The 26,315-nt window shown below is 71.7% G+C and carries 23 protein-coding genes; 15 read left to right on the top strand and 8 right to left on the bottom strand.

Annotated features, from left to right (window positions below):
• Positions 1–36 precede the first annotated feature (36 nt).
• The 3 genes from EAS64_RS20455 to EAS64_RS20445 all read left to right on the top strand — a co-directional run bounded on the left by EAS64_RS20455 (position 37) and on the right by EAS64_RS20445 (position 3,248).
• Entirely contained in the window at positions 37–891 is an 855-nt protein-coding gene (locus EAS64_RS20455; RefSeq protein WP_222849467.1) for an SDR family NAD(P)-dependent oxidoreductase, read from the top strand.
• A 101-nt stretch (positions 892–992) separates the two neighbouring features.
• On the top strand, positions 993–2,414 hold the full coding sequence (locus tag EAS64_RS20450) for an NAD(P)/FAD-dependent oxidoreductase (RefSeq protein ID WP_145855077.1): 1,422 nt from the start codon (positions 993–995) through the stop codon (positions 2,412–2,414).
• A gap of 21 nt (positions 2,415–2,435) precedes the next feature.
• Complete coding sequence (locus EAS64_RS20445; protein WP_145855075.1) at positions 2,436–3,248, top strand: alpha/beta fold hydrolase; 813 nt, start codon at positions 2,436–2,438, stop codon at positions 3,246–3,248.
• 109 nt (positions 3,249–3,357) lie between these two features.
• Here the strand turns inward: EAS64_RS20445 and EAS64_RS20440 are convergent, their stop codons facing one another.
• Positions 3,358–4,908, bottom strand: coding sequence for a class I adenylate-forming enzyme family protein (locus tag EAS64_RS20440; RefSeq protein WP_145855073.1), 1,551 nt, complete (start codon positions 4,906–4,908; stop codon positions 3,358–3,360).
• Between the two features lie 170 nt (positions 4,909–5,078).
• On the opposite strand from EAS64_RS20440, the gene EAS64_RS20435 reads away from it, so the two are divergent.
• The 4 genes from EAS64_RS20435 to EAS64_RS43680 all read left to right on the top strand — a co-directional run bounded on the left by EAS64_RS20435 (position 5,079) and on the right by EAS64_RS43680 (position 9,077).
• Complete coding sequence (locus EAS64_RS20435; RefSeq protein ID WP_145855071.1) at positions 5,079–7,604, top strand: tetratricopeptide repeat protein; 2,526 nt, start codon at positions 5,079–5,081, stop codon at positions 7,602–7,604.
• 35 nt (positions 7,605–7,639) lie between these two features.
• Complete coding sequence (locus EAS64_RS20430; RefSeq protein ID WP_145855069.1) at positions 7,640–8,074, top strand: hypothetical protein; 435 nt, start codon at positions 7,640–7,642, stop codon at positions 8,072–8,074.
• Positions 8,074–8,760 (top strand): hypothetical protein, encoded by a 687-nt coding sequence (locus EAS64_RS20425; RefSeq protein WP_145855067.1) that lies wholly within the window; start codon positions 8,074–8,076, stop codon positions 8,758–8,760. Before EAS64_RS20430 ends, EAS64_RS20425 begins: the two co-directional genes overlap by 1 nt.
• Before the next feature lie 158 nt (positions 8,761–8,918).
• Positions 8,919–9,077, top strand: a complete 159-nt coding sequence (locus tag EAS64_RS43680; RefSeq protein WP_187366060.1) for a hypothetical protein — start codon at positions 8,919–8,921, stop codon at positions 9,075–9,077.
• 34 nt (positions 9,078–9,111) lie between these two features.
• On the opposite strand, the gene EAS64_RS20420 is transcribed toward EAS64_RS43680, so the two are convergent.
• On the bottom strand, positions 9,112–10,023 hold the full coding sequence (locus EAS64_RS20420; RefSeq protein WP_145855065.1) for an NAD(P)-dependent oxidoreductase: 912 nt from the start codon (positions 10,021–10,023) through the stop codon (positions 9,112–9,114).
• 98 nt (positions 10,024–10,121) lie between these two features.
• Entirely contained in the window at positions 10,122–12,788 is a 2,667-nt protein-coding gene (locus tag EAS64_RS20415) for a winged helix-turn-helix domain-containing protein (protein WP_187366059.1), read from the bottom strand.
• A 155-nt stretch (positions 12,789–12,943) separates the two neighbouring features.
• On the opposite strand from EAS64_RS20415, the gene EAS64_RS20410 reads away from it, so the two are divergent.
• From EAS64_RS20410 to EAS64_RS20390, 5 genes are all read left to right on the top strand, one after another.
• Entirely contained in the window at positions 12,944–14,188 is a 1,245-nt protein-coding gene (locus EAS64_RS20410; protein ID WP_187366058.1) for an MFS transporter, read from the top strand.
• Positions 14,189–14,233: 45 nt separating this feature from the next.
• Complete coding sequence (locus EAS64_RS20405; RefSeq protein ID WP_145855059.1) at positions 14,234–14,758, top strand: VIT1/CCC1 transporter family protein; 525 nt, start codon at positions 14,234–14,236, stop codon at positions 14,756–14,758.
• Positions 14,759–14,828: 70 nt separating this feature from the next.
• On the top strand, positions 14,829–15,854 hold the full coding sequence (locus EAS64_RS20400; protein WP_145855057.1) for an aldo/keto reductase: 1,026 nt from the start codon (positions 14,829–14,831) through the stop codon (positions 15,852–15,854).
• A gap of 159 nt (positions 15,855–16,013) precedes the next feature.
• Positions 16,014–16,778 (top strand): crotonase/enoyl-CoA hydratase family protein, encoded by a 765-nt coding sequence (locus tag EAS64_RS20395; protein WP_246115787.1) that lies wholly within the window; start codon positions 16,014–16,016, stop codon positions 16,776–16,778.
• A 108-nt stretch (positions 16,779–16,886) separates the two neighbouring features.
• The gene (locus EAS64_RS20390) at positions 16,887–18,479 is read left to right on the top strand and encodes an acyl-CoA synthetase (protein ID WP_246115786.1); all 1,593 of its coding nucleotides are present in this window, start codon (positions 16,887–16,889) and stop codon (positions 18,477–18,479) included.
• 69 nt (positions 18,480–18,548) lie between these two features.
• Here EAS64_RS20390 and EAS64_RS20385 read toward each other — a convergent pair whose 3' ends face one another.
• Positions 18,549–19,760, bottom strand: coding sequence for an ROK family transcriptional regulator (locus tag EAS64_RS20385; RefSeq protein WP_145855053.1), 1,212 nt, complete (start codon positions 19,758–19,760; stop codon positions 18,549–18,551).
• 213 nt (positions 19,761–19,973) lie between these two features.
• On the opposite strand from EAS64_RS20385, the gene EAS64_RS20380 reads away from it, so the two are divergent.
• A complete protein-coding gene (locus EAS64_RS20380; protein WP_222849466.1) occupies positions 19,974–21,608 on the top strand; it encodes a carboxylesterase/lipase family protein in 1,635 nt (544 codons plus the stop codon).
• Positions 21,609–21,660: 52 nt separating this feature from the next.
• On the opposite strand, the gene EAS64_RS20375 is transcribed toward EAS64_RS20380, so the two are convergent.
• The 4 genes from EAS64_RS20375 to EAS64_RS20360 all read right to left on the bottom strand — a co-directional run bounded on the left by EAS64_RS20375 (position 21,661) and on the right by EAS64_RS20360 (position 25,542).
• Positions 21,661–22,920, bottom strand: coding sequence for an alanine racemase (locus tag EAS64_RS20375; protein WP_145855049.1), 1,260 nt, complete (start codon positions 22,918–22,920; stop codon positions 21,661–21,663).
• Positions 22,921–23,034: 114 nt separating this feature from the next.
• The gene (locus EAS64_RS20370) at positions 23,035–24,402 is read right to left on the bottom strand and encodes a pyridoxal phosphate-dependent decarboxylase family protein (RefSeq protein ID WP_145855047.1); all 1,368 of its coding nucleotides are present in this window, start codon (positions 24,400–24,402) and stop codon (positions 23,035–23,037) included.
• A gap of 81 nt (positions 24,403–24,483) precedes the next feature.
• Complete coding sequence (locus EAS64_RS20365; RefSeq protein WP_145855045.1) at positions 24,484–24,918, bottom strand: MmcQ/YjbR family DNA-binding protein; 435 nt, start codon at positions 24,916–24,918, stop codon at positions 24,484–24,486.
• 27 nt (positions 24,919–24,945) lie between these two features.
• Complete coding sequence (locus EAS64_RS20360; protein WP_145855043.1) at positions 24,946–25,542, bottom strand: helix-turn-helix domain-containing protein; 597 nt, start codon at positions 25,540–25,542, stop codon at positions 24,946–24,948.
• Between the two features lie 52 nt (positions 25,543–25,594).
• Here EAS64_RS20360 and EAS64_RS44870 point away from each other — a divergent pair, with 52 nt between their 5' ends.
• Both EAS64_RS44870 and EAS64_RS20355 read left to right on the top strand, forming a co-directional pair.
• Entirely contained in the window at positions 25,595–25,738 is a 144-nt protein-coding gene (locus tag EAS64_RS44870; RefSeq protein ID WP_222849465.1) for a hypothetical protein, read from the top strand.
• A complete protein-coding gene (locus tag EAS64_RS20355) occupies positions 25,739–26,218 on the top strand; it encodes an FAD-dependent oxidoreductase (RefSeq protein ID WP_222849464.1) in 480 nt (159 codons plus the stop codon).
• The last annotated feature ends 97 nt before the right edge of the window (positions 26,219–26,315 follow it).

Raw genomic sequence — 26,315 nt, 5'->3', positions numbered from 1 at the left:
TTCCTGGCATCGGATCGCGATGACAGGAGGTAACTGGTGAGCGACGTCAGGATCGGCCTGGTCACCGGGGCCAACCAGGGCCTCGGCCGGGCAGTGGTCGCCGGGCTCGCGCGTGCGTGGGGCACGCGGGACATCGTCTACCTGACCGGGCGGAACCGGCAGCGAGTGGAAGCAGCCGCAGCCGCACTGGCTGGTGACGGGCTGCCCGTGATGCCCGAGGTGTGCGACGTGCGAAACGACGGCGAGGTACGCGCGCTTGCCCGGCGCATTGCCGACAGGCACGGCGGGGTGGACTTCGTGGATTCCAACGCCGCCGCCGGGATCAGCCCAGGGGTCGCTTACGCCACGCAGGTCGGCGACCTGATCGACACCAACAATCTCGGTACCACCGCGATGATCCGCTCCTTCGGCCCGCTGCTGCGCCCCGGCGGCCGGTTCGTGGTCACCGCCAGCGACTTCGGCACGCTCGCCGGGCTGCCGGCTCACCTGCACGCCCGTTTCGACACCGAGACCATGAGCATTGACGACCTTGACAAGACGATGCTCGAGTACGCCGCTGCCGTGTGCTCCGGCGCCGCCGCCGCGCAGGGCTGGCCCGACTGGATCAACATCGCGTCCAAGATCGGCCAGGTCGCCGCCGTCCGGATCTACGCACGCGACCGGCGCGAGCAGGCCAGGCAAGCCGGGCAGCTGATCGTGGCGGTCTGCCCTGGCCTGGTGGACACCCGGGCGTCGCGGCCGTGGTTCACCGACATGTCCAAGGCGCAGTCACCCGACGCGGCGGCGATCGACATCGTGCGGCTCGCCACCAGCCCGGTCGAGCCGCGGATGTACGGCGAACTGGTACAGCACGGGCGAATACGTCCCTGGACAGGCACCGCGTTACGGTGAACGCATGAGCGCGCCGCGCGGATCCGCGCAAGGCCTGTCGCCTCGGCGGGTGCGAGGCTAACCTCAGACTGTGGCGCTGGTTCGGGCGACGGGGGCGGATCATGGCGCGGATCGTGGTGGTGGGGGCAGGCGTCGTAGCCCTCGGGGCCGCGATGCTCCTGGCCGGTGACGGTCACCGGGTCATCGTGCTCGAGCGGGACGCCGACGGCCCGCCGGCCGACCCGGTTGACGCGTGGGAGCAATGGCAGCGTCCCGGGCTGAACCAGTTCCGGATGGCGCATACGTTCCTGCCGCGATTCCGCGCCATTCTCGACGCCGAGTTGCCCGCTGCCGCCAGCACGCTGAAGGACGCCGGCGCATTGCGGATGAACTACGTCCGCGACGTGCTGCCCGCGAAGATGAGCGGCGGCTGGCTCGACGGCGACGAACGCTACGCGTTGCTGACCGGCCGGCGCGTCCTCGTCGAAGCGGTGCTCGCCGCCGCGGCCGAGTCGGCTCCAGGCGTGCAGATCCGCCGCGGCACGGCGGTCGCGGGCCTGGTAGGCGGCACGCCGGCGCTGGCGGGGGTCCCGCACGTGACCGGAGTCATGACCAAGGCCGGCGAGGTCATCACCGCGGACCTGGTGGTGGACATGAGCGGACGGCGGTCCGCCCTGCCGCACTGGCTGGAGGACATCGGCGCCCGGCGCCCTGACGAGGAACTGGAAGACGTCGGTTTCGTGTACTACGGCCGGCATTTCCGGTCGGCGGACGGGTCGCTGCCGCCCATGATCGGGCCAGCCCAGATTCACTGGGGCACCATCTCGTCGATCACCCTGCCCGCGGACAACGGGACCTGGGGCGTCGTCCTGGTAACCGCGTCGACCGACACGGCGCTGCGGCCGCTGCGCGAGGCAGGCCGCTGGGAAGCGGTGATGCGCGGCCTTCCGCTCGTCGCGCACTGGGTGGACGGTACCCCGATCGACGACGGCGTCGCGGTGATGGCCCGGCTCGAGGACCGGTACCGAGGCTTCGTGCTTGACGGCAAGCCGGTCGCCACTGGCGTGGTCGCGGTGGCCGACTCCTGGGCGTGCTCCAATCCCGCCAACGGCCGTGGCGCGTCGATCGGCCTGCTGCACGCCCTGACGCTGCGGGATCAGCTGCGGGCGGTGGACGCGGCCGATCCGGCGGCTTTCGCGGCGGCATTCCACGCCGCTACCGCGGAAACAGTCGAACCGTGGTACCGCGCCACCCTCGCCAGTGACCGGCACCGGGTCGGCGAGATCGAGGCCGGCATCCGCGGCGGCCGCTACGACTCGCGCGACCCCGGCTATCAGCTGGAGAAGGCGCTCGACGCCGCCTTCGGACGGGACCCGGAATGCACGCGGGCGAACTTTGACATCAGGTTCGTGCTCGATACGCCCGCGAAGGTCTTCGCCCGGCCGGGACTGCGGGACAAGACCCTGCGGCTGGGGGGCGGCTGGCGCGACGCGCCGCCGTTCGGGCCCACCCGGGAGCAGCTTCTCGCACTGGTTTCCCCATGAAGGCCGGATGAAAGGACACAGATGGCACGGGTAGAGGTCAACGGGGTCGGGATCGAGTACGAGGTCACCGGGCAGGGGCGGCCGGTCGTGCTGCTGCACGGCTTTCCCGACTCCGGCCGGCTCTGGCGGAATCAGGTACCGGCTCTCGCCGGCGCCGGGTTCCAGGTCATCGTCCCCGACCTGCGCGGCTACGGCCGCTCGGGCAAGCCCGAGGCCGTCGAGGCCTACTCCCTGATGACGCTGGCCGGGGACGTCCTGGCGGTCCTCGGCGACGTTGGCGTCGCCAAGGCCCACGTGGTGGGGCACGACTGGGGCGCCGCCCTGGCCTGGGGCCTGGCATCGCTGGCGCCCGCCGCCGTCGACCACCTGGTCGTGCTGTCGGTCGGCCACCCCACCACCTTCCGCCGCACGCCGCGGCAGCGCGAGAAGTCGTGGTACATGCTGCTGTTCCAGTTCCCCGGCATCGCCGAGCGCTGGCTGAGCGGGGACGACTGGGCCAACTTCCGCAACTGGGCCGGGCATCCCGACACCGACCAGGTGATCGCCGACCTGGAGACGAACGGATCGCTTACGCCCGGCCTGAACTGGTACCGGGCCAACGTCTCACCGGAGACCTGGGTGCAGCCGCCGCCGTCGCTGCCGCCGGTGCAGGCGCCCACCATGGGCATCTGGAGCAGCAAAGACATGGCCCTGACCGAGACGCAGATGACGGAATCGGCCGCGAACGTGGCCGGCCCGTGGCGGTACGAGCGCCTGGACGGCCCCGGTCACTGGATGCAGCTCGAAGCACCCGATCAGGTCAATGCCCTGCTGCTGGATTTCCTGCCGCGATAGCAGCAAGCTCAACCCGTTCGGGATATCGATCTTGAATCTCCCGAACGGGTTGGGCTAACTCTGGCCCGCCCGCCGCGGCGCGCGAGCCTGGAGAGCGGCTGGCCGGGATTCAGCTGCCTTGCTTGGCGGCCCAGTAGGGGGCGCGGAGCTGGCGCTTGAGCAGCTTGCCCGAGCCGGTGCGCGGCAGTTCGTCGGTGAACGCCACCGAGCGCGGCACCTTGTAACTGGCCAGGTGCTCGCGGGCGAACGCGGTGACCTGCTCGCCGGTCAGCGACGACCCCGGCGCCCTGACGATGGTGGCGTGCACCGCCTCGCCCCATTCCTCGGACGGGATGCCGAACACCGCGACGTCGAAGATTTCCGGGTGCTGCTCGAGCACCGCCTCGATCTCGGCCGGGTATACATTCATGCCGCCGGGGATGATCATGTCGGTCTTGCGGTCGCAAATGTACAGGTAGCCCTCGTCGTCCCAGTAGGCGACGTCGCCCACGGTGTGGTAGTCGCCGCGGCTGTTCGCCTCGTAAGAGGCGTCGTTCTTGTAATAGGTGTCGAACACGCCCTTCGACCTGATGAAGACCTCGCCGGGATGATCGGGTCCTGTCCCGGTGACCTCAGCGCCGTCGTCGTCGAGCAGCAGGATCTCGATGCCGGGCGCCGGCTGGCCGCACGATCCCGGCTTGCGCAGCTGGTCCTTCGGCAGCAGCACGGTGTCCACGCCGAGCTCGGTGGACCCGTAGACCTCGAACAGCGACTCGGGCGGGAAGTCCGCCAGGTACTGCTGCTTGAGCGCGAAGCTCCACGGCGCCGCGTTGGCGATCATGACGTGCATAGAGGAGCGGTCGTAGCGGGCCTTGACCTCGGCGGGCAGCGCGCAGATCATCCTGACCAGCGCGGGCGCGGAGAAGGTCGAGCTGACCTTGTACTTGTCGACGAGCCGCAGCCAGTCCTCGGCGTCGAACTTGCGCTGCACGACGACCGTCTGGCCGTAGAGCAGGGCGGCGCCCGCGAACGCGCCGGGCCCGCTGTGATACAGCGGGCCCGAGGTGATGTAGACGTCGTCGGGCCGGTAGCCGAACAGGCCAAGCAGGGCGGCCAGGGCCTCCGGGTCCGCGCCGCCGGACCGGACCGCGCCCTTGGGCTTGCCCGTCGTGCCCGAGGTGTAGATCATCGTGCCGCCGGTGCCGGTGCCGTCGCTCTCCGCTGGCGGGTCCGACGGCGCGGCCGCGATGTCGGCGTCGGTCAGCATTCCGTCCGGTGCCGCCCCGCCGACCGCGATCACGTGCTGAAGCTTCGGCAGCTTGCCGCGCAGCGACGCGAACATCGGCGCGTGCTCGTAATCGACATAGGCGATCGGCGCGTCGCTGTTGTCGATGACGTAACACGCCTCCTCCGCCGTCAGCCGGTAGTTGAGCGGGACCGCGATCGCGCCGATCTTGCGAGCCGCGTTGATCACCGCCCAAACCTCGGGCGAGTTCGGCCCGCACCACAGGACCTTCGTGCCCTGCCCGGCGCCCAGCGAAAGCAGCAGGTTCGCCACCCGGTTGGCCTGCGCCTCGAGCTCCGCGTACGTCCACGCCACGACGATTCCGTCGGGTTTGTCGTCGACGACCGCCAGCTTGCCCGGCTGACTCTGGGCATAGACGGAAAGAATGTCCGGCATCGCACCTGCCCCTCATTGGACGTGGTCAGGGCGCGGCTGGTCGCCGCGCCCGGCGCTAGGGCCACCCTACGGAACCGGGGCCGGTCGGTAAATATACGATCTTTGATCGGCGCGACCGGCGTCTGCCGTTCTGGCGCCTGATGGACGGCATGCTTCGGCATACTGACTGCGTGGGGGGACAGAACCGCAGCGCGGCCGACGTGTCTCGGCTGCTGCACGCGTCCTGGACTGGCGGCCCCGCGGGCGAGCTCGCGAAATCGCTCGCCGACCGGATCCCGGTGCCCGGCGCGCTTGGGCTGCGGGGACGGTTCCATTTCCTGACGGACCCGGCGGTGCCCGCGATGCCCGGCGACCAGTTCCTGGTTTCCTGGGACACCTGGCAGCGTCAGGTGGAGCTGACTAATGCGGCCGACGCCGCGCTGATCGCCAACGACACCGCGGCGGCAGGGAGCGCGCTCACCGCGCTCCGCGCGACCCAGGAGGACGGGCTGCACCCGCTGCCGGTGGTCGACGCCCTCGTCGGGCTGGGTGACGCGGCACGGCAGGCCGACCGGTTCGAGGAGGCGGCCGCACACTACGAGGGCGCCATGGAGCTGGCGCAGGCGGCGAGCTACCGGTTCGGCCTGGTCCGCGCGCTGGTGCCGGTGGGCTACCTGACGCTGCTGTCCGGGTCGGCGGGGCAGGCCGCCGATACGTTCGGCCGGGCGGCAGACCTGGCCAGGGACCTGGACGAGCGCGTCTACCTTGCCGCGGCGCTGACCGGGCGCGGTGAGGCACTGGTCCGGCTGCGCGAAGACGATGCGGCCGAACGTGCGCTTGCCGAGGCGCTGCGGCTGAGTGAGTCACTCGGGGCGGACGTCGGCATCGTGAACGCGGCACAGCAGCTTGGCGACCTGTACCGGAGCCGCGGCCGGCTGGACGAGGCGAAGGCCGCCCTGACCCGCGCGCTTGACGCCGCCGGCCGGTCGGGAACGCTGATCGGAACGGTCAACGCGTGCGACGCCCTCGGCGAGGTATGTCTGCGGCTCGCTGACCTCGACGGCGCAAGGAGCTACTACCTGCGGGCTTATGAAATGTCCGCCGAAGGCGGCTACCGCCGCGGCGAGGCGTGGGCCCTGTACGGTCTTGGCCGCTGCGCCTACGCGCTTGACCTGCCGCAGGAGGCGTACCAGCTGTTCGAGGGCGCACTGGAGGCCAACAGGGAGCTCGGGGACCTGCCAAGTTCCGCGACGGCGCTCGACGGGATGGCGCGGGCGGCGGGCGCGATGGCGGACACCGCGGCGGAGACGCGGGCGCGCGTCGACGCCGTGCTGGCGATCGAGGCGATGCGGTCATCCCAGGACCTGCATCAGTACCAGCAGGAATACCTCCGCCGGTTCGCCATGGTCTACTCGGCCGCCATCCGGGCCGCGGTACGGAACGCCGATCCCGGCGCGTTCATCACCGTGTTCGAGAACCTCGCGGGCCGCCGTCTGGCCGGCCTCCTCGAGAAGATCCCTCCGGCGGCAGCGGCCGCCGACGCGCAGCTCGCGTCGCAGGTGCTGGCGACGGCGAGCAGCCTGCCGGCCGACGGCGCCGATCTCGCGGCGAACATGGCAAGCGCGCAGTGGCGGGCCAGGCTCGTCGGGCGGCTCGCGCTGCGCGGCGGGATGCCGGAAAGAGCCGAGCGGGCGATCGCCGACATCGCCGCCGCCCTGTACCGGTCGTTTTCGCCTGATGACGCAGTGCCGCTGCTCGACCGGGCCGCCGCGAACGCGGACGTGCTGCTGGTGACGCTGGTCCCCGGTGCGGGGGATCAGCTGGCCTGGCTGAGCGCCGGGCCCGGCCGCCCGGCCCGGAGCGGCCTGCGGGAGATCTCCGCGGCCGTTCAGCGGCTGGTTTCCTCGCTGGCACGCGATGGCCTGCATCCGCTGGCCCGGCCCGGCGAGGTGAGCGCGCTCGCGGACCTGCTGCCCGCCCAGGCATTCGAGGGACTGGCGGACGACGCGCGGCTGCTCATCGTGCCGCTCGGCGACCTGTGGGCGCTGCCGTGGCCCGCGGTTCCCGTCGGCGAGGCGTTCCTCGGCGAGCGCTTCACGCTCGCCGTCGCGCCGTCACTCACGCTGGCGGACCATGTGCGCGGGTCACGGGAAATGTCCAGGCCGCGCACGGTCGGCCAGTGGCGCAGCACGCAGATCAAGCACCACGACCTCGTCGCGTTCGCCGACGACAAGCGGGTGGCGCTTGACGCGTTCTCCTCCGCCGATGTGGCGCTGACGGCCGTCACGTCGGGGCGGCGGCATGACCTGATCGTCATCGCCGGACACGGCCGGCCAGTGCCGGGAATGGTGCACTACCTCGAGCTCGCGCCGCGCGTGCTGCTCACCCCGGCCGCACTCCTTGACGCGCGGACCCCGGACCAGCTCGTGCTCGCCGCCTGCTGGGGAGCCAACGCACCCGGATCGGCGGACAGCGACCCGCTGACCCTGGCCACGATCGCGCTTACCCGCGGGAGCCTGGCAGTGCTCGCCACGACCAGCGAACTGGCCGACGACCCGATCGCGAGCCGGTTCCTCAACGGAGTCCTGCACCGGCTGCCCGCGTCCACGATGCCGGAGGCGCTGCGCGCGATGACCCGCCGCTTCCTTGCCGACCCGCGGCACAGGAACGGCTACCTGTCCCGCTGGGCACCGCTCATCACCGTCGGAGCTGTCTGAGCGCCGTCACGGCGCGAGAAAAGAGGGAGACAATCATGGTGTCCGCAGATCCCGGTTCCGGCGGTCAGGCGAATCCCGCCGGTTCCGCCGGTTCCGCCAGTCCGCCGCCCGTCGCCTATCAGACGGACGCGCCGAACGCGTACCGCTGGACCGAAGTCGCCTACGACTACCTGCTCAACGGCAAGCTCACGGCCAGCATCCGCAGCGCGAGCGGCATCAGCACCGCGACGGTGACGGGAACGTGTCCGTATTGCACGGACGACGTGAAGTTCAGCCAGGTGCTCGACGTCGTCACCGGCGAGGCGATGACGACGCTCGGCTGGCGCCGGACGGAGTCTGTCCAGGCCGACGACGACTACGTGCCGCTGACGGTTTCCTGCGCCTGCACCGAAGCGCATGCCGGACGCCCGGATGGCGTCAAGTACGGATGCGGCATCAACTTCCGCGTCGAAGTCCAGCCGGAAGCCTGATGGGGACGCCCGTGGTGCCATCGGGACCGGTCGCGCCGACGGCCGGCCAGCGGCCGCCCAAGTATCGCAAGCCTGCGGCCGGCCCCACGGTGGCCAGCCTGCAGGACCAGGCCCGCTGGCAGCAGCTAAGCGACCAGAGCCTGCCGTCGGCTCAGGCGGCGGCCGAGAAATGGCGCACCGGGCTCGCCGCGTTCGTGACCCTGGCCACGGGCGGACTGCTACTGAAGGGGCCGGCCGCGGCCAGCGACGTCACCACCGGCTGGCTGATCGCGCTGACCATCCTGGCACTTGGCGGACTGCTCGCGGCCATCGCCGGGCTGTGGCTCGCGCTGCAGGCGGCCGCGGGCACGCCGGCGAAACTCAACCTGACCGAGGTCGTCGCCACCTATGGCGGGGTCCGCCAGTTTGAAATCGCCTGCGCGCTCACGGCGTCTGGTCAGCTCCGCAGGGCCAAGCTACTGATCGGCGCATCGCTACTGCTCTTCGTGGCCGCGATCGGAACCTGGTGGTGGGCACCGTCGCAGCCGCCGGCGCTGATAAGCGTCGACACACCGCAGGGAACTGTCTGCGGCACCCTGATCAGCGGCAGCGGCGGCGCGTACACGGTGCAGCAGCCCAACGCCTCAAGTCAGGTCCGGATCCCGGTCAGCACCGCCACGGACGTGCGGATCGTCGCCTCGTGCTGAGCACCGGCCCACTAGCCCCCGGCCACGCGGCCCGCTGCCCCCGCGGAAGCCGGTGCTACGGTAGCCACTGTGGCCGGGGCGCGCAGCCGTTACCGTGCGGCGGGCGTGCTTGCCTGACGAGAGCCTTGGCGGTGCTTATGGCGTACAGCAGGCAATGGGTGGTCGACCTCCTACGCAAGAACGGCTATGAGAAAGAAGCCGACGACGCGCTGCGGACGCTGCCGGACGAGATCGACCGTGCGCAGCTGGTGGAATTCGGCAACAGTCACAACATCTTCGTCGACGAGATCATCAGCCGGATGGGCGGCAGCCCGTAACCGGTGGTTACCTGGTGCCGCGCGGCCGGCCTGGTCAGGCCGTGAGGTAGACGGCGGAAAGGTCGTCGTCGGCGTGGCCGCTCGCCGCCGTGTCGCGCCAGCGCGGAAGCAGGGCGCTGGTGAGGGCGAGGTTGGCTCCCGCGTCGCGGGCGGCGCCGACGGCAAGTTCCGCGTCCTTGAGCGCGTGCTTGAGCGCGAACGCCGGGCTGAAGTCCCCGGACAGCATGACACGGGCCTTTTGCACCGCATACGGCGCGCCGAGCGGGTTGTCGGCGAGCAGGTCCACGATCCCGGCCGGGTCGAGGCCGAGCCGCCTTGCGAAGGACAGGGTCTCCGCGGTGGTCTCGGTGAGGTCGGCGAGCCAGGTGTTGACCACTAGCTTGGCGCGGGTGCCGTTACCCGCCTCGCCGAGCCAGGCGGTGGCCCGGCCGAGCACCTGGAACACCGGGGCGAGTACGTCCCTCGCCTCGTCGGGACCGCTGGCCAGGATGGTGAGCTGGCCGGCCCTGGCAGGCCCCTCGCTGCCGGAGACCGGGGCATCGACGAAGGTGACGCCGTGGGCGGCGGCGACGCCGGCCAGCCGGTCCGTCCACTCGATGCCGATGGTGCCCATCTGCACCCAGATCGCTCCCTTCGCCGCGGCGAGGAAGCCATCGGGACCGGTGGCGGCCTGTTCGGTGGCGGGCCCGTCGGCGAGCATCGTGATGACGACCCTGGCGCCGCTGACGGCCTCGCTCGGGCTCGCCGCCACGGCCGCGCCGTCGGCCGCGATGGCCGCGGCGCGGGCGGCGGTGCGGTTCCACACGCGCACGTCCAGGCCGCCGCGGGCCAGGTTGGCGGCCATCGGGCCGCCCATCCGGCCGGTGCCGAGGAACGCGACGGCCGGTGCCGCCGCCGGGCCATTGGCAGCGGTGACGTGCTGCTCTGCAGGCTGAATGGTGGTCATGTCCTGCCTCCCGTGATTGGAGCGCTAATCCGACAAGCCCCAGCGTCCGACGTGACAGGGTGAGCCCGCGTCACACCGGCGGGTGATCGCGGCCCGGATCAGGGCCGTCGCGGTGACGGCGCTAGCAGCCCGAGTGCGCGGGCCTGCTCCACCGCCTCGTGGCGGCGGTGCGTGCCGAGCTTGTCGTACAGGTGGCGCATGTGGGTCTTGACCGTGTTGACCGACAGGTACATCTCGTCGGCGATCTCCGGTGCCGACAGCTTCGTGGGCAGGTAGCGCAGCACGCGGGCCTCGGCGTGGCTGAGGGGCTCGCGCAGCCGCCGCGGTCCGTCCGACGCGGCGCCCGGTTCCCGGCCGGCCAGCAGGCCGAGGATCTCGGCGATCAGCGCGGCGTGGGCGGTGCCGAGCCGGCGATGGCGGTCGAGCAGGTCGGGCGCCGGGTCGTAAAGGAACGGGAAGAGCAGGCGCTCCGGCTCGGCGCGGTCGAGGGCCCCTTCGAGCGCCCGCCTGGCGGCGGCCGCGTCGCCGAGCGTGTCGCAGGCGATCGCCTGGAGCAGCAGCGCCTGGACATCCCAGAGATGGGCGTTCTGCAGCGGAGCCGATCCGTCGATAACGGGCCCGAGCACGGCGACCGCCGCCTGCGGGTCGTGCTGGGCGAGGCGCAGCGATGCCTCGGCGATGCGGGTCTCGCCCCGCTTACGTTCCGCCGTGTCCATGCTGGCAAGGGCCTGTTCGACGCGGTCCGTCCGGCCGCCGCGGGCGAGGGTCTGCAACAGGTGGGAACGGAGCCGCGGCGCGAGCGTGTGCGGCGTGATGAGCGAGTCTGACAGCCGCTGCGCGTCCTGGAACGCGCGCAGCGCGGCGTCGGGACGGCCGCTCACGTACTCCAGCATGCCGCGGCCGTACCGCAGCCGCATCCCCGCGGCCGGGTCCGCCTCGGTACGGACGATGCGTTCTGCCTGGCCGAGGGCGTGCTCCGCGTCCTCGATCCGTCCCTGGACGATCATCGCCACGCCGATGGCCATGTAGGCGACGCCGGCGACCGGCTCGTCCGCCCAGCCGTGCTTGGCGGCGAGCTCGATCGCCTGCCGCCCGCGCTCCGCGCCAAGCGGGAAGGACCGCCAGCTCGCCAGCTGCGCCAGGAACGCCAGGCCGTTGAGCTCCAGGTAGGGCCGGCCGATCTCGCGGGCCAGGGCGATGCCGTCGGTGAGATGCCTGTCCGCCTCATCGACGCGCGACGTCCACATCTCGGCGATGCCGAGGTTGATCAGCGCGAGCGCCCGCAGGTCCCCGCCAAGCTCCTGCTGGCCCTGTCCGGCGGCGGCGAGCAGGGGCCGCGCCTGCTCGGCGACGGCCGTGATGTCCCCGCGCTTGCGGGCCAGTTGCATGCGCACCGCGGCGAACACCACCTGCGCGCGCCCGCGCCGGTTCGCGGGTATCGACTCAAGTGCCCGGGCGGAAAGCGCCAGGTACCGCTCCGCCTCCGCAAGCGAGCCCCTGGTCAGCTGGTCACCGGCCTCTCGGGCGGCAAGCTCGGCGTCCGCGGCGATCACCGCCGCGGGGAACCGTGCGAGCAGTTCGTGCGCGGTGCCGCCAAGCCCGGCGAGACCGAGGCCGATCCAGTGGTCCGACAGCACCCGGGCGGCCAGGTCCCAGTTGCGAGCGGCCTGGGCGTGGCGGACCGCCTCCACGGCATACCCGTGCTCGGCATACCAGCCGGCCGCTGCCTCGTGCAGTGTGGGCAGCTCGTCCGGCGCGCTCGCCCGCAGCTCAAGCTGGAGGAGCTCGGCGAACAGCTGGTGGTAGCGGAACGCCGATCGCCGCGCATCGAGTGAGACGACGAACGCGCCTGCCGCCTCGAGCCGCTGCAGCACTCGTTCCCCGCCAGAATCCCCGGTCAGCAGGTCCGCAAGCTCGCCGTTGACACGGTCGAGTATGGAGGTCCGCAGCAGCAGCCGCCGCGCCTCTTCCGGCTGTCTGTCCAGAACCTCGGCAAGCAGGTACTCGGCGACGGTGCGCTCGCTGCCGCCGAACTCGGCCGCGAAGCGTTCCGGATCGGGGTGCCCGGCAAGCGACAGCGCCGCGAGGCGCAGTCCCGCCGCCCAGCCCTCGGTCCGCTCGTACAGGACGGTCATCGCGGAGTCGGACAGCGGTACATCCGCCGTGTTCAGCAGCGCACGCGCCTCCGCCGGGCTGAACCGCAGGTCGGCGGCGCGAATCTCGGTGAGCTCGCCGGACAGCCGCAGCCGGTGCAGGCCAAGTCTCACGTCGCTGCGGGTGACGAGAACGAACCGCAGATCGGGCGGTGCCCGCATGATCAGCAGCTCAAGCTGGCGCAGCGTCTCGGGCGGGCACAGTTCGTGCAGGTCGTCGATGACCAGCCAGATCCGGTCCGCCAGCGCGGCGAGGTCGTCGAGCAGCCGTTCGACCACGGTCCAGCCATCCAGGTCGGGCGCGGCCGTCAGCACGCGCACCAGTGCGGACCCGGCGGATGTGCCACGCAGCGCGTCCGCGACCGAGATCCAGAACCGCGGAGCGTCGCACCCGGCGGGCACCACCACCCAGGCGACCTGCTTATCCAGCCCGGAGTCCGCGATCCAGGACCGGAGCAGGACCGTCTTCCCGCTCCCCGCCGGCGCCGACACCTGCACGACGCGCTGTGCCTCGGTCAGCCGCCGCGACAGCGAGGAGCGCGCGACGACCCCATCCCGGACGGCGGGGGCGGCCGGAGCGTCAACGGCCCCTGGCCGGGCGGCAGGCTCCACGGCGGCTCTCCTCGACAGGCACCGCTCCCACAGTACGTCGCAAGGGACCCGCGGGCGCCGCCGACCCGCGGATCACCCTGTCGTGTGACGCCGGCTCACCCGGCCAGCCGCGAGTGTGGTTCTCGTCCATCGGAACACCAGAAGGGAGCCAAGACATGACGAGCACCCAAGTCGCTCGCCGAATAGCCGGCGAGCAGGCGCCAACCGGGCGGGCAGCCTCGGCCGCCCCGGGGCGGATCGCGTTCTGGCTGCTGGCGCTGGTGCTGACGATCACCATGCTCGGCACCACGCTGCCGACCCCGCTCTACGTCATCTACCAGGGCCGCTGGCATTTCTCCGCGGCCATCGTGACGGTGACCTTCGCCGTCTACGCCGTCGCGGTGATAGCGACGCTGCTGCTCGCCGGGCGGTCCTCGGACCAGGCAGGACGCAAGCCGGTGCTCGCCGTCGCCCTGGGCGCCAGCGCGATAAGCACGGTCGTGTTCATCCTCGCCCCCGACGTGGGGGCGCTGATCGCGGCCCGCATCGTGTCCGGACTGTCGGCCGGGCTGATGACCGGCACGGCGACTGCCATGCTCACCGAACTGGCCCCGGCCTCGGCCGGCCGCCGGGCGTCGCTGGTGGCCACTGCCGCGAACATGACGGGCCTTGGCCTCGGGCCGCTCGTCGCCGGGCTGTTCGCCCAGTACGCGCCGGACCCCACGACGCTGGTGTTCGAGGCGTACCTGGCGGTCCTGGCGGCGGCCGGCCTGATCCTGCTGCTGGTCCCCGAGACGGTGCGGCGCCGCACGCGGCCCGCCCTGCGGTTCGCCGGGCTCGGCGTACCGGAACGAGGCCGGGGTGAGTTCATCGCCGCCGGCGTGGCGGGCTTCGCCGCCTTCGCCCTGCTCGGCCTTTTCAGTTCGCTGGTCCCCGGCTTCCTGGCCGGACAGCTGCATCAGGGCAGCCACGCCATCCAGGGCGCCGTCGTGTTCCTCCTGCTGGCGGTGGCGGCGGTCACGCAGGTCGCGGTGTCACGGTTCCGCAGCGGCCCAGTGGTGCTGGCCGGCCTGGGCGCGTTCCTCATCGCGCTCGGCCTGATCGTCGCCGCACTGGCGCAGTCCGCGATGGGCCTGTTCCTCGCGGGCACGGTGGCGGGCGGCGTGGCCACCGGCGCGATCTTCCTCGGCAGCCTGGCCACGGTCAATCGGCTGGCCCCGGCGCAGCGGCGCGGACAGACGCTTTCCGCCTTCTTCGTGGCGTGCTACGCGGGCCTGATCATCCCCGTGGTCGGCGTGGGCGTGCTGTCGCAGCTCACCGCGACGTTCACCGCGGTGCTGACCTTCTCGATCCTGCTCGCGGTGCTGTGCCTGTACTCGATCGCACGCTTCGCCCACGGCACCGCCGCCGAGCTCAGCTGACAACGACATTCCGGACATTTCACCAAGAACTGAAAGGGCACGGCCATGACAACCATCGCAACCACCGAGGCCCCGCCGGTCACCACGGACACCGGCAGCCACTCGTTCCTGCTCACGCGCGTCCAGCCCGGGCTCAGCGGGCTGATGGACGGATCACTGTCGACCCTGGCGCCGATATTCGCGGTGGTCCTCGCCACCCACCACCCGATGACCGCGTTCTACACCGGCGCGGCGACGGCCCTGGGCGCGGGCGTGAGCATGGCCTTCTCCGAAGGACTGTCCGACACCGGTGACCTCACCGGGCGCGGGAGCCCAGTGCTGCGCGGCGCGATCACCGGCGGCGGCACGTTCGCCGGCGGCATCTTCCATACCCTGCCGTTCCTGATCCCCGGCTACAGCGCGGCGATCAGCGCCGCGGTCATCGTGGTCGCCACCGAACTGCTCATCCTCGCCTACCTGCGGCACAAGTTCTTCCAGACCAGCTTCGCCCGGTCGTTCGTCGCGGTCGCCGTCGGCGGGGCCATCATCGCCTCGCTCAGCGCTGGCCTCGGCATTCTCGCCTCGGGCTGAGCGAGCCTGCGGGCTGGCCACGGGCCAGCCAGCGAACACCAACGGATCAAACACAGCAAGGAGAAAGATCATGACAACCGTTCTTCCGACCACACAGCTTGGCAGCACCGGCATGCAGCTGACCAGGACCGGCTTCGGCGCCTGGGCCATCGGCGGCGGAGACTGGGCCTTCGCCTGGGGCAACCAGGACGACGCCGCGTCCGTCGCGGCCATCAGGCACGCGGTGGAGTCAGGCATCAACTGGATCGACACCGCCGCCGTCTACGGGCTCGGGCACTCAGAAGAGGTGGTGGCCACCGCCCTGCGCGGCGTGCCCGAGGCGGACCGGCCCTATGTCTTCACCAAGGGCGGCCTGGTCTGGGACCCCGCCGACCGATCCGCTACGCCCCGGCGAGCCGGCGCGCCGGCCAGCCTGCGGCGCGAGGTCGAGGGCTCACTGCGGCGGCTGCGGGTCGAGCGGATCGACCTGTACCAGATGCACTGGCCGGCCGAGGACGGCACCCCGCTCGAGGAGTACTGGCAGGTCTTCACCGATCTCAAGCGCGAGGGCAAGATCCGCGCGGCGGGGCTGTCCAACCACGGCGTCGCCCAGCTGGAGACGGCCGGCGAGACCGGCGCGGTCGACGCCATCCAGCCGGCGTTCAACCTGATTCACCGCGACGCCGCGAGCGACGTCCTGCCGTGGGCCCGCGATCACCGGGCCGGGGCGATCGTCTACAGCCCGATGGCCTCGGGCCTGCTCACCGGCGCGTTCACCGCGGGCAGGGCGGCCCTGCTCGAGCCGGGCGACTGGCGGGCCAGGCACCCCGACTTCACCGAGCCCGCCCTGTCGGCGAACCTGGCCCTGGCGCGGGCGCTGTGCCCAGTCGCCGAGCGTCACGGCGTCACGCCGGCCGCGATCGCCGTCGCGTGGACGCTGGCCTTTCCCGGGGTGACCGGCGCGATCGTCGGCGCTCGCAGCCCGCGTCAGGTCGACGGATGGCTGCCAGCGGCGAGCCTGGAACTGAAGGAGGACGACCTGTCGGAGATCGCCGCCGCCGTCCGTGCCTCCGGCGCCGGCTCCGGGCCCGCGTCGCCCGCCGCGGCGGCGTTCTGACCGTGCGAGGGCCGGTGCCAGGACAGCCGCCGCCCGCACTGGCGGTTATCCGGGCGCCGGCCCGCGCCTGGCGGCTTCCGTGACGGCCGGTCGCGGTTGATGCGAACGGGAGCCGTCCAGGGATATGCTCCGCACGCCAATGAGCTACTTGGAGGATTCGTGACCGACACGGTTCAGACCGAAGACGCCGACGGCGTCCTGGTGATCACCATCAACCGTCCCGAGGCCCGCAACGCGGTCAACGGCGAGGTCGCGAGCGGCATCGCGGCGGCACTTGATGACCTGGATGCCCGCGGCGACCTGCGAGCCGGGGTGATCACCGGCGCGGGCGGCACGTTCTGCGCCGGGATGGACCTGAAGGCGTTCCTCACCGGCGGCCGGCCGTCGATCCCCGGCCGCGGTTTCGCGGGCATCACCGAGGCGCCGCCCGCCAAGCCGCTGATCGCGGCCGTCGAGGGCTACGCGCTGGCCGGCGGTTGCGAGATCGCGCTGTCCTGCGACCTGGTGGTCGCCGCGGAGAACGCGAAGTTCGGGCTTCCCGAGGTCAAGCGCGGCCTGGTCGCCGCGGCGGGCGGGCTGCTGCGGCTTCCCCAGCGGATCCCCTACCAGGTTGCCATGGAGCTCGCGCTGACCGGCGAGTTCCTCGACGCGCCCCGTGGTCACCACTTCGGCCTGGTCAACCGGCTCACCGCGCCGGGCGGCGCGCTCGCCGCCGCGCGCGAGCTGGCGGCCGCGATCGCGGCCAACGGGCCACTCGCCGTGCTCGCCACCAAGAAGGTCGTCGCCGAGGCCGCCGGGTGGCCGGCCGGCGAGTTCTGGCAGCGGCAGGGAGTCCTGGTCGAGCCGGTTTTCACGTCCGAGGACGCGCGTGAAGGAGCGCTCGCCTTCGCGGAGAAGCGCCTGCCGCGCTGGACCGGGCGGTAGCCCTCCGCCCGGGGGCCGTCTCGCCCAGGTCTGGACAATCCCGGCGTGCCGAACATACGTTGACGATCATTCGGCACGCGGGACTGCCGACGGTGAGTCAGCAGCCTGGTGCTCGCCGCCGGACCAGGCTGCACCGCGCACCGCGTATTCAAGGAGGAAGACGCGATGTATCCCGGCACGTTCGCCCGCATCGATCCCGATCGGACCGCGGCGGTCATGGCACGAACCGGCGAGCGGCTGAGCTACGCCGAGCTCGAGGACCGCTCCCGTCGGCTCAGCCGGCTGCTGTACGACGCGGGTCTGCGGCGCGGCGACGTGGTCGCGCTGTTCACCGATAACGCGCTGCCCGCGTTCGAGGTGTACTGGGCGGCTCTGCGCTCGGGGCTCTACCTGACGGCGGTCAACTCCCACCTGACCGTGGAAGAGGCCGGATACATCGTCGCGGACAGCGGCGCGCGGGCCCTTGTCGTCTCCGCCGGGCTCGGCGAGCTGGCCGCCGAGGTCGCCGCCGGCGCCACCGCGGCGAAGACGCGGCTAGCCTACGGCGGCGCCGTCACCGGCTGCGATCCCTACGAGGCCGCGCTCGACGCGGCGGGCGAGCTGGACGTGCCCGAGCTGTGGTCCGGCTCGACCATGCTGTACTCGTCGGGCACCACCGGCCGCCCCAAGGGCGTGCGGCCGCCGCTGCCCGAGCACAAGGTCGACGAGCAGGACGCGGCGCTGACCCTGCTCGCCCGCTTCTTCTTCGACTTCGGCGGCGACCAGCCGCCGGTTTACCTCTCCCCCGCGCCGCTGTACCACGCGGCGCCGCTGCGCTGGTGCGGTACCGCCCAGGCGGTCGGCGGCACGGTGGTGCTGATGGACCGGTTCGACGCCGCGCAGGCTCTCGAGGCGATCGAGCAGTACCGGGTGACGCACAGCCAGTGGGTGCCCACTCACTTCGTGCGGATGCTCCGTCTTCCCGATGAGGAACGGCAGCGCTATGACCTGTCCAGTCACCGCGTCGCGGTGCACGCGGCGGCGCCCTGCCCGGTCGACGTCAAGCGGGCGATGATCGACTGGTGGGGGCCGATCCTGCGCGAGTACTACTCCTCAACCGAGGGCAGCGGCTTCACTTTCATCGACTCGGCGCAGTGGGCGGACCGGCCAGGCTCTGTCGGCAAGCCGGTGCTCGGCGTGCTGCGGATCTGCGACCCAGAAGGCAACGAGCTGCCGGCCGGCGAGGTCGGCACCGTGTACTTCGAGCAGGAGCAGGCGCCGTTCGAGTACCTGCACGACGCGGCGAAGACCGAGGCATCCCGCCACTCCGGCCACCCGAACTGGACCACGGTCGGCGACATGGGATACGCCGACGAGGACGGCTTCCTCTACCTCACCGACCGCAAGGCGTTCATGATCATCTCGGGCGGCGTGAACATCTACCCGCAGGAGATCGAGAGCGCTCTCGCGCTGCACCCTGCGGTCGCCGACGTGGCGGTGATCGGGGTGCCGAACCCGGAGATGGGCGAGGAGGTCAAGGCGGTCGTGCAGCCGTCGGCGGACGCCGAGCCCGGCGACGAGCTCGCCGCGGAGCTGACCGCCTACCTGCGCGGCAGGATCGCCGGCTTCAAGATCCCGCGCAGCTTCGTCTTCGCCGCTGAGCTGCCGCGCACGCCGACGGGGAAGCTGCTTAAGAACGAGGTCAAGAAGATCTACGGCTAGCGCACGCCTGGCGGCACGGCGGTGCGGTGCGGTGCCGGGTTTGACAGGCAACCGTTTGGGATGATCGGGTTAGGCTCGCGCGCGCCTGGCAGGCAGCCACTCGGTCTCGTCGAGTGCGAGGGCGATCGCGCCCAGCGCGGTGTTCCTGTTGCCGAGCGAGCCGAGCACCACCCGCGGGACCGCGTTGGGCGCGATGTGCCGGCGGATCGCGGCCCTGATCGGGTCGAGGACCAGGTCCCCGGCGCGGGCCATCGGCCCGGTCACGATGACCATGCTCGGCGCGAGCAGGTTGCACACGGCGGCCAGGTGCGTGCCGACGAGCTCCGCCGCGTCGCCCACCACGCGCACCGCGCCTGGGTCGCGCGCGGCGAGCAGCCGCAGCAGTTCCGGCAGCGTCAGCTCGCCGTGCTGCGGGCTGAGTGCCTCCATGATGGCGGAGATCGCGGCGTAGGTTTCCAGGCAGCCGCGCTTGCCGCAGCGGCACAGCGGTCCTCGCTCGTCGACGACGATGTGCCCGATCTCGCCCGCGCCGCCGCTGCCGCGGACCAGGGAGCCGTTGACGAACAGGCCGCAACCGATGCCGTAGTGGAACTTGAGCGTCACGCTGTCGACGCAGCCGCGCCCCGCGCCCCAGACGTGCTCGCCGAGCGCGGCCAGGTTGGCGTCGTTGTCGATGCTGACCGCGGCGCCGAGGGCCGCGGCGATGTCGTCGCCGTTCACGCCGTGCCAGCCGGGGAGTATCGCCGACGGCGTGACGGTGTCCGGGTGCCGGCGAACCGGGCCGGGCACCGAGACCCCGGCGGCGATGAGCGCGTCGCGTGGCAGCCCGGCGTCGGCGAGCGCCTTGGCGACAAGCCGTCCCCCGGCGGCGAGGGCGGCGTCGCTGCTGTGCGCGCGGGGCAGGTCGCATTCGGCCGTGGCGACGACGTTGTGCGCGAGGTCGCACAGCAGGACGCGGACCTTGTCGAAGCAGAACTCCACGCCGGCGACCGCGCCGAGCCGCGGGTTGAGCGTCAGCCGCAGGCCCGGCCTGCCTGGCCGTGGCGCCTCGCTCGGCTGTGTTTCCTCGCCCGGCTGTGTTTCCTCGCGCGGTTGGTGCGCGGCGACGACCAGGCCGGCGGCCGCCAGTTCCTGCACCACGGCGCTGATCGTCGACGGTGCGATGCCGGCCTGCCTGGCGAGCTCCGCCCTGCTCATCGGTCCGCGCGCGCGGAGCGCTGTCAGCACGAGATCACGGCTTGACCTGGGTGCTGGCCTGTCCATCCGGGTGCGCGGCTGCATGGTCGGCCTCCTGGCGAATAAAGCCGGTCTAAGTGCCGTTGTCAGACCCCTTCATTTCTCCAGATCTGAAGTAACTAATCCCGGATTTTACGCTCATTACTTCATTTGTTGACAGAATTCAAGAAGTGGATGAGTGTCCCGTTGTATCGGCGTGACAAGTGTCATCGCAGCCACCAAGCGCTGGAGGGACTCGTGATTTCCGAGACTGGCCGCGTGCGCGGCAGAGCAACGAGGGCGCGGACGGCGGCGGGACTGCTGCTCGCCGCCGCCACGCTGGTCACCGGGGTGACCCTGGCACCGGGCGCGTCGGCCGCGGGCTCCGCTCCAACAGGCGGGAGCCACGGACTGATTGTGCGGACCGACAAGGGCCTGCTGCATGGCACCAATGCGGAGGGCGCCGACCAGTACCTCGGCATCCCCTACGCGGCGCCGCCGACCGGCGCGCTGCGCTGGGCGGCACCCCAGCCGGCGGCCCGTTGGAAGGGCGTCCGCCAGGCCACCTCGTACGGCGGCCGGTGCGCGCAGACGGCGAGCGGCAACGGCCCGCGCATCGACAACGAGGACTGCCTCTACCTGAACGTGTACACGCCGCCCGGCCAGGACCGGCAATCCCGCCACGGCCGGGGTTCCGGCCTTCCTGTTCTCGTCATGATCCATGGCGGCGGGCTTACCACCGGCGCCGGCGACCAGCACGACGGTTCGCTCATCGTGACGACCGACCACATCATCGTGGTGTCCATCAACTACCGGCTCGGCCCGTTCGGCTTCCTCGACATTCCGGGCCTCGGCAAGGGCAAGTCGACGGGCAGCGGCAACTACGGTCTGCTCGACCAGGCGGCGGCGCTGCGCTGGGTGCAGCGGAACATCCGCTCCTTCGGCGGCAACCCGTCCAAGGTCACCATCGACGGCGAGTCGGCGGGCGGCTGGTCCATGTGCGCGCTGCTGACCTCACCGCCGGCCCGCGGGCTGTTCCGCGGCGTGATCATGCAGAGCGGCAGCTGCGCCTCGCAGAGCCGGGCCACGGCGCAGACCGCGAGCCTCGCGTTCGCCAAGGCGGCCGGATGCCCCGACCAGGCGACCGCGGCGGCGTGCCTGCGGGCGCTGCCGGAAAAGACGCTGCTCGACGCCAGCAGCAGCTACCAGCCGCTGTTCACCTACGGCGGTCCCGAGCTGCCCGTCGCGCCCGCGTCCGCGGTGGCGTCGGGACACTACGACCACCTGCCGGTGCTGATGGGCACCAACCACAACGAGGGCAGGACCTTCGCGCAGGGCTTCACCGGCTTCACGCAGGCGCAGGCCGCCGCGTTCATCACCAGCCTGTACGGGGCGTCCGCGGCGCCGGCCATCCTCGCGCACTACCCGTGGAGCTCCTACCCGAGCCCGTACACCGCCGCCTACCAGATCGGCGACATCTGGACCGACAGCGGTTTCCTCACCGGGATCGGCGGGTGTCCCACGCAGAACCTGGCGGCACAGTTCGCGAGCGGCACGCGGACGTACTTCTACCAGTTCGACGACCTGCACGCCCCCGGGCTGAACATGGACCATCCCGGATACCAGTGGGGCGCCGGGCACGCGATGGAGCTCGCCTACCTGTGGCCGAGCTTCAACAACGGCTACTCGCTGTATGACCTGTTCACGCCGGCCCAGCTTGAGCTGTCCAGGCAGATGATCAGGTATTGGGGCGCCTTCGTGAAGACCGGCAGGCCGTCGGTTCAGGGACAGCCGTACTGGCCCAGGTACACCAGCGGCCAGCTGATGTCGCTGCGGCCTGGTGACCAATCGCAGACGATCTCGGCGGCGACCTTCAGCGCCGAGCACCAGTGCTCCTTCTGGAACGCCGGATAGCTCGCCGCGGAGCCCGGTGCGCGTCATCAGCGCGCACCGGGCTGCGAGCTGCCTAGAAGCAGGTTTCGATGGTGTCGAGCACGCGATAGTTCTCGTCCACCAGGGCGATCCTGCGCCACTTGTCGAAGGCGGTGCAGGGGTGGATGATGCCGCAGCCGAGTAGGTCACCGACGGCGAGCGGCGACCCGGCGGGCACGCTGAGGTAGGCGTGCTGGTCGTTCATCGCCGTGACAGACACGCCCGCGCACGGCTCGGCCGGGCCGCCGGCGGCCGGGCGGCGGGCGAACACGACGGGGTAGCCCGCGTCGTACGGCGCGTCTCGCCTGCCGAGCGCCGCGATGGCCTGGCCGGGCTCGGGGACGCTGACCACCTCGCACCAGGCCTCCAGGGCCGGGCGCAGCTCCGTGGTGCCCTCGGCGCCGGCCAGCGGACCGGTGTCGGCGCGCGTGGAGTGGCGGGGGCGTCCGGTGCGGCTGGGGGGCGCGTGCTTCGCGTGGTCGTGGAAGGCGTAGCAGCCGCTGCGCAGCACCACCCGGTGCGGCCGGGAGAGGCGGACGGCGCTGAGGAGCTCGGCCACCCGGTCGAAGTACAGGCTGCCGCCTGCCGTCAGCACCGGCTCGGTCTCCTGCGACAGCAGGCCAAGCCGGTCCAGGCGGACCGCGACGTCCCCGAGACGCCGCAGGAACTCGTCCACCGCGTGCAGCTCCTCGGCCGACCCGCCGGGCAGGATGCCCTCGAAGGCTTCGACACCGGCCAGGCACAGCTCCGGCCGGCCGGCGACGGCGCGGGCGACCGATTCTGCCTCGGCTGCTGTCCGGCAGCCGCATCGTCCGCCGGAGATGCCGAGCTCGACGAGAACCGGCAGCGCCGCGGGGTTGCCGCTCGCCTGCCAGCCATCGGCAAGCCGCTCGACACCCGCGGCCGAGTCGACGACGCAGTACACCCGCTGCGCCGGACGCCCGGCCATGGCCTCGCCGAGCCAGCGCCCGGCGGCCGGGTTGACCAGCTCGTTCGCGAGGATCATGACCGGCACGCCGATCTCCAGGCAGACGCGAAGCTGACCCACGCTCGCGACCGTCATGCCCCAGGCGCCCGCCGCCAGCTGGCGGTTGATGATGGCCGGGGACATGCTCGTCTTGGCGTGCGGCGCGAGCGCGACCCCCTTGGCCGCGCAGAACTCGCGCATCGCCGCCAGGTTGTGCTCGAACTCCGCCTGCTTGAGCACCAGCTGCGGGTACTCGACGGCGCCAGTCAGTACGCACGTGCCCGGCGGGCTGCCCGCATCGGGGCCCGACCGGAAGGCGAACTCCACCTCTGCGTCCCTTCGTTAGTGGTTGTCACGCCGTCCGGGCGGTGGCGTGACTGCGGGCCGGGCCGGGCGGAGAGCCGCAACCGTTCGGGATGATCCTGTTCGTGAGTCGAGGCATCAGGGTGCGGCTGCCTTCCGCAGGGCGTCCAGGCTGCGGGCCACGTCGTCGTCGGTGGTGGACCAGTTGCTCACCGAGACGCGGAGCACCGCCTTGCCCCGCCAGCGGGAGCCGGTCATCCAGGTGGTGCCGTCGGCCATCAGCCGCGCGGTGACGTCCGCCGTGCGCTGGTCGGAGCCGAAGCTCGCGCACACCTGAGAGAACACCACGTCGTTCTCGACGGTGGCACCGTCGATGGTGGCGATGCCCTCGGCGAAGGCGGCCGCATGCCTGCAGAAGCCGTCGACCAGGTCGGCCACGCCGGAGCGGCCGAGTGCGCGCAGCACCGCCCAGACTGTGAACGCGCGGCCGCGCCGTGACATCTCGGGGACAGTCTCGAAGGGGTCGCCCTCGGTGTCCTGCATCAGGTAGTCGGTGCGGATGCTCATCGCGGCGCGCAGCGCGGCACGGTCGGCGACGATCGCCATGCCGCAGTCGTAGGGGACGTTGAGCGTCTTGTGCGCGTCGGTGGTCCACGAATCGGCCCGCTCATAGCCGGCCGTGAGGTGGCGTGTCTTGGGCGACGCGGCGGCGAACAGGCCGAACGCGCCGTCGACGTGCACCCAGGCACCGTGCTCCTTGGCGACTGCGATGGCACGGGGGAACGGGTCGAAGGCGCCGGAGTGCAGGTTGCCTGCCTGCAGCACGACGATCGCCGGCATGCCCCGCGGGCCCTGTTCCAGCGCCTCGGCCAGGGCACCGGGGTCGATGCGGCCCTGGTCGTCGGCGGCGACCGGCTGCGGAGCGCCGAGGCCCAGGTAGCGCAGGGCCAGGTCCACCGTGTCGTGGCGCTGCGCTCCGACGAGGACGCGGATGCGCGGGGATCCGGAAAGGCCGCGGGTCGCGACGTCCCAGCCGGCCCGCTGCAGCACCGCGTCGCGGGCGGCGGCGAGGCAGGTGAAGATCGACATCGTCGCGCCGGTGACGAAGCCGACGGCGCTGCCCGCTGGCAGGCCGAGCAGGTCGAGCAGCCAGGCGCTCGTTACGTCTTCGACGGCCGAGTGGGCGGGTGTCACCTGGCGCATGGCGGAGTTCTGGTCCCAGGCGCTGACCAGCCAGTCGGCCGCGAGCGCCGCCGGGTGCGCGCCGCCGATGACCATGCCGTAGAACCGGCCAGACGGCATCGCGGTCAGGCCGGGCTCGCAGGCGGTGGCCAGCAGGTCGACGACCTCGGGCGCGGGCGTCGGCCCGTCGGGCAGCTCGGTGCCGAGCTCCTTGATGACCTCGGCGACGGTGGCCTGCGGCGGCACCTGGCGGGTGTCCAGACTGTCCAGCCAGCGCTTGGCGTGCCCGGCCGCGGTATCGAGTGCGATCTTCCTGTCGATCATGCCGCCAGTATCCGCCGCCTCGTCGCGGCTTCACCACCGTGGTCCTACGGTGTTTTGACTCTCGATTGGACTGGCCGGCCTTCACGGTGCCTGGCCGGCCTGCGGATGTTCCCGCAGCCAGTCGGCGGCGCGGCGGGCGGAGGCACGGGACAGCCAGGCGTCCTGGATGACTTCGGCGAGTTCGGTGCGGGTCAGCGCAGGCAGGTCCCTGGCGCGGAGCAGGACCGACGGATGACCATCGAAGTGGGCGGTGGTGAAGAACGGCGAGCCAGGTTCGCCGATGAGGGACTGCTTGTCCGCCTCGTTTCCGACCCAGAAGACGATGACGTCGTCGTATCGCTTCCCGGTTACCGGGTCGGTCGCGTCGGGGCGCGGGTTGCGGAAAAAGATGAAGGACTTGCCGCCCACCTGGTAGACCGGCTTGCCCTGTGAGCCTTCCACCGTGGTGACGTACGGCATGGCCAGGGCCAGCGCGTGGACGTCCGCGACGGTACCCGGGCGCTCCTGCTCCTGCATGGTGCCGAGCATAGGCGCGCCATCTGGTCAGGCAGCGGTGCCACTCGGACGGGCGCGCAGGTGGGCGCGCTGTCCTTCGCGGCCGAACAGACTGAGGAACTCCACGGCCTCCCCGCAGGCGGGGCCGAACCAGTGCGGGACGCGGGTGTCGAACTCGGCCGCCTCGCCGGGCGCGAGCGTCAGGTCGTGCTCGCCGAGCACGAGGCGGAGCCGGCCGTTGAGCACGTAGACCCACTCGTAGCCCTCGTGTGTGCGCGGGTCGGGGTCGTTGTTCCCGCCCCGGCCTTCGGCGGGAATGATCAGCTTGTAGGCCTGGATGCCGCCTGCCCGCTGCGTCAGCGGGATCATCGTCATGCCCTGCCTGGTCATCGGGCGCAGGTGGACACGCGGATCGCCGGTCGGCGGCGCGTCGACGAGCTCGTCGAGGGTGACTCCGTACGCCCTGGCCAAGGGAAGCAGCAGCTCAAGGGTGGGCTTGCGGTCGCCGGACTCGAGCCGGGACAGCGTGCTCACCGAGACTCCGGTCTGCGCCGACAAGTCGGTCAGGGTGATGTCGCGCCGCAACCGCAGGGCCCGCAGCCTCGGTCCCACCGCCGCGAGGGTCGGGCTCACGTCTTCTTCCATGGTCACCATTTTGCCATTTCGGCAAAGTTGTTTGCTCGCCAGGCGGCTGCTCGTGGCCAGCGGCCTCGTCGATGAGCTGCCCGACGTGCCGGGGCTGCGCGAGCGGTGGCGCAGGGACGTGGTGCACTGCCCGTACTGCCACGGCTGGGAGGTCCGCGACAGGGCCATCGGCGTGCTCGCCACCGGGCCGCTGTAGGTGCATCAGGCGCTGCTGTTCCGGCAGCTCAGCGACGACGTGGTGTACTTCGGGAACGAGACCGCGCTCGACGCGGCGCAGGCGGCGCAACTGGCCGCGCGCGGCATCCGGGTGATCGACGGCCGGGTGACCGGGCTGGCGATCGACCGCGACCGGCTGGCCGGCGTGCGGCTCGCCGACGGCGGCGTCGTGCCGCGTGCGGTGGTTGCGGTCGGCGCCCGCATGGTGGCGCGGGGCGGATTCCTTGGCGGTCTCGGCCTGCGCGCCAGTGTCCATCCCTCGGGTATGGGCGAGCACATTCCCGTCGACGCCGCCGGGCGTACCGAGGTGCCCGGCGTGTGGGCGGCGGGGAACGTTGCCGACCTGTCCGCGCAGGTCGGCGCGGCTGCGGCGGCCGGGGCATTCGCCGCCGCGCAGATCAACGCCGACCTGGTCGCCGAAGAGGCGCGGCTCGCCGCGGAAACGATCGCACGAAGGTAATTTCCCGCATCGCATGGCCCATATCAACGTCCGCTAATCATCCCTGTATATTGCCAGTGGAAGAGGGTAAGGCTCCCCGCCTGCTTTGCCTAGAGAT

The sequence above is a fragment of the Trebonia kvetii genome (genome assembly GCF_007827045.1).
GTDB classification, from domain to species: Bacteria; Actinomycetota; Actinomycetes; order Streptosporangiales; family Streptosporangiaceae; genus Trebonia; species Trebonia kvetii.
The sequence above is the reverse complement of the archived record's forward strand: the minus strand, read 5'-3'. Positions and strand labels throughout refer to the sequence as shown.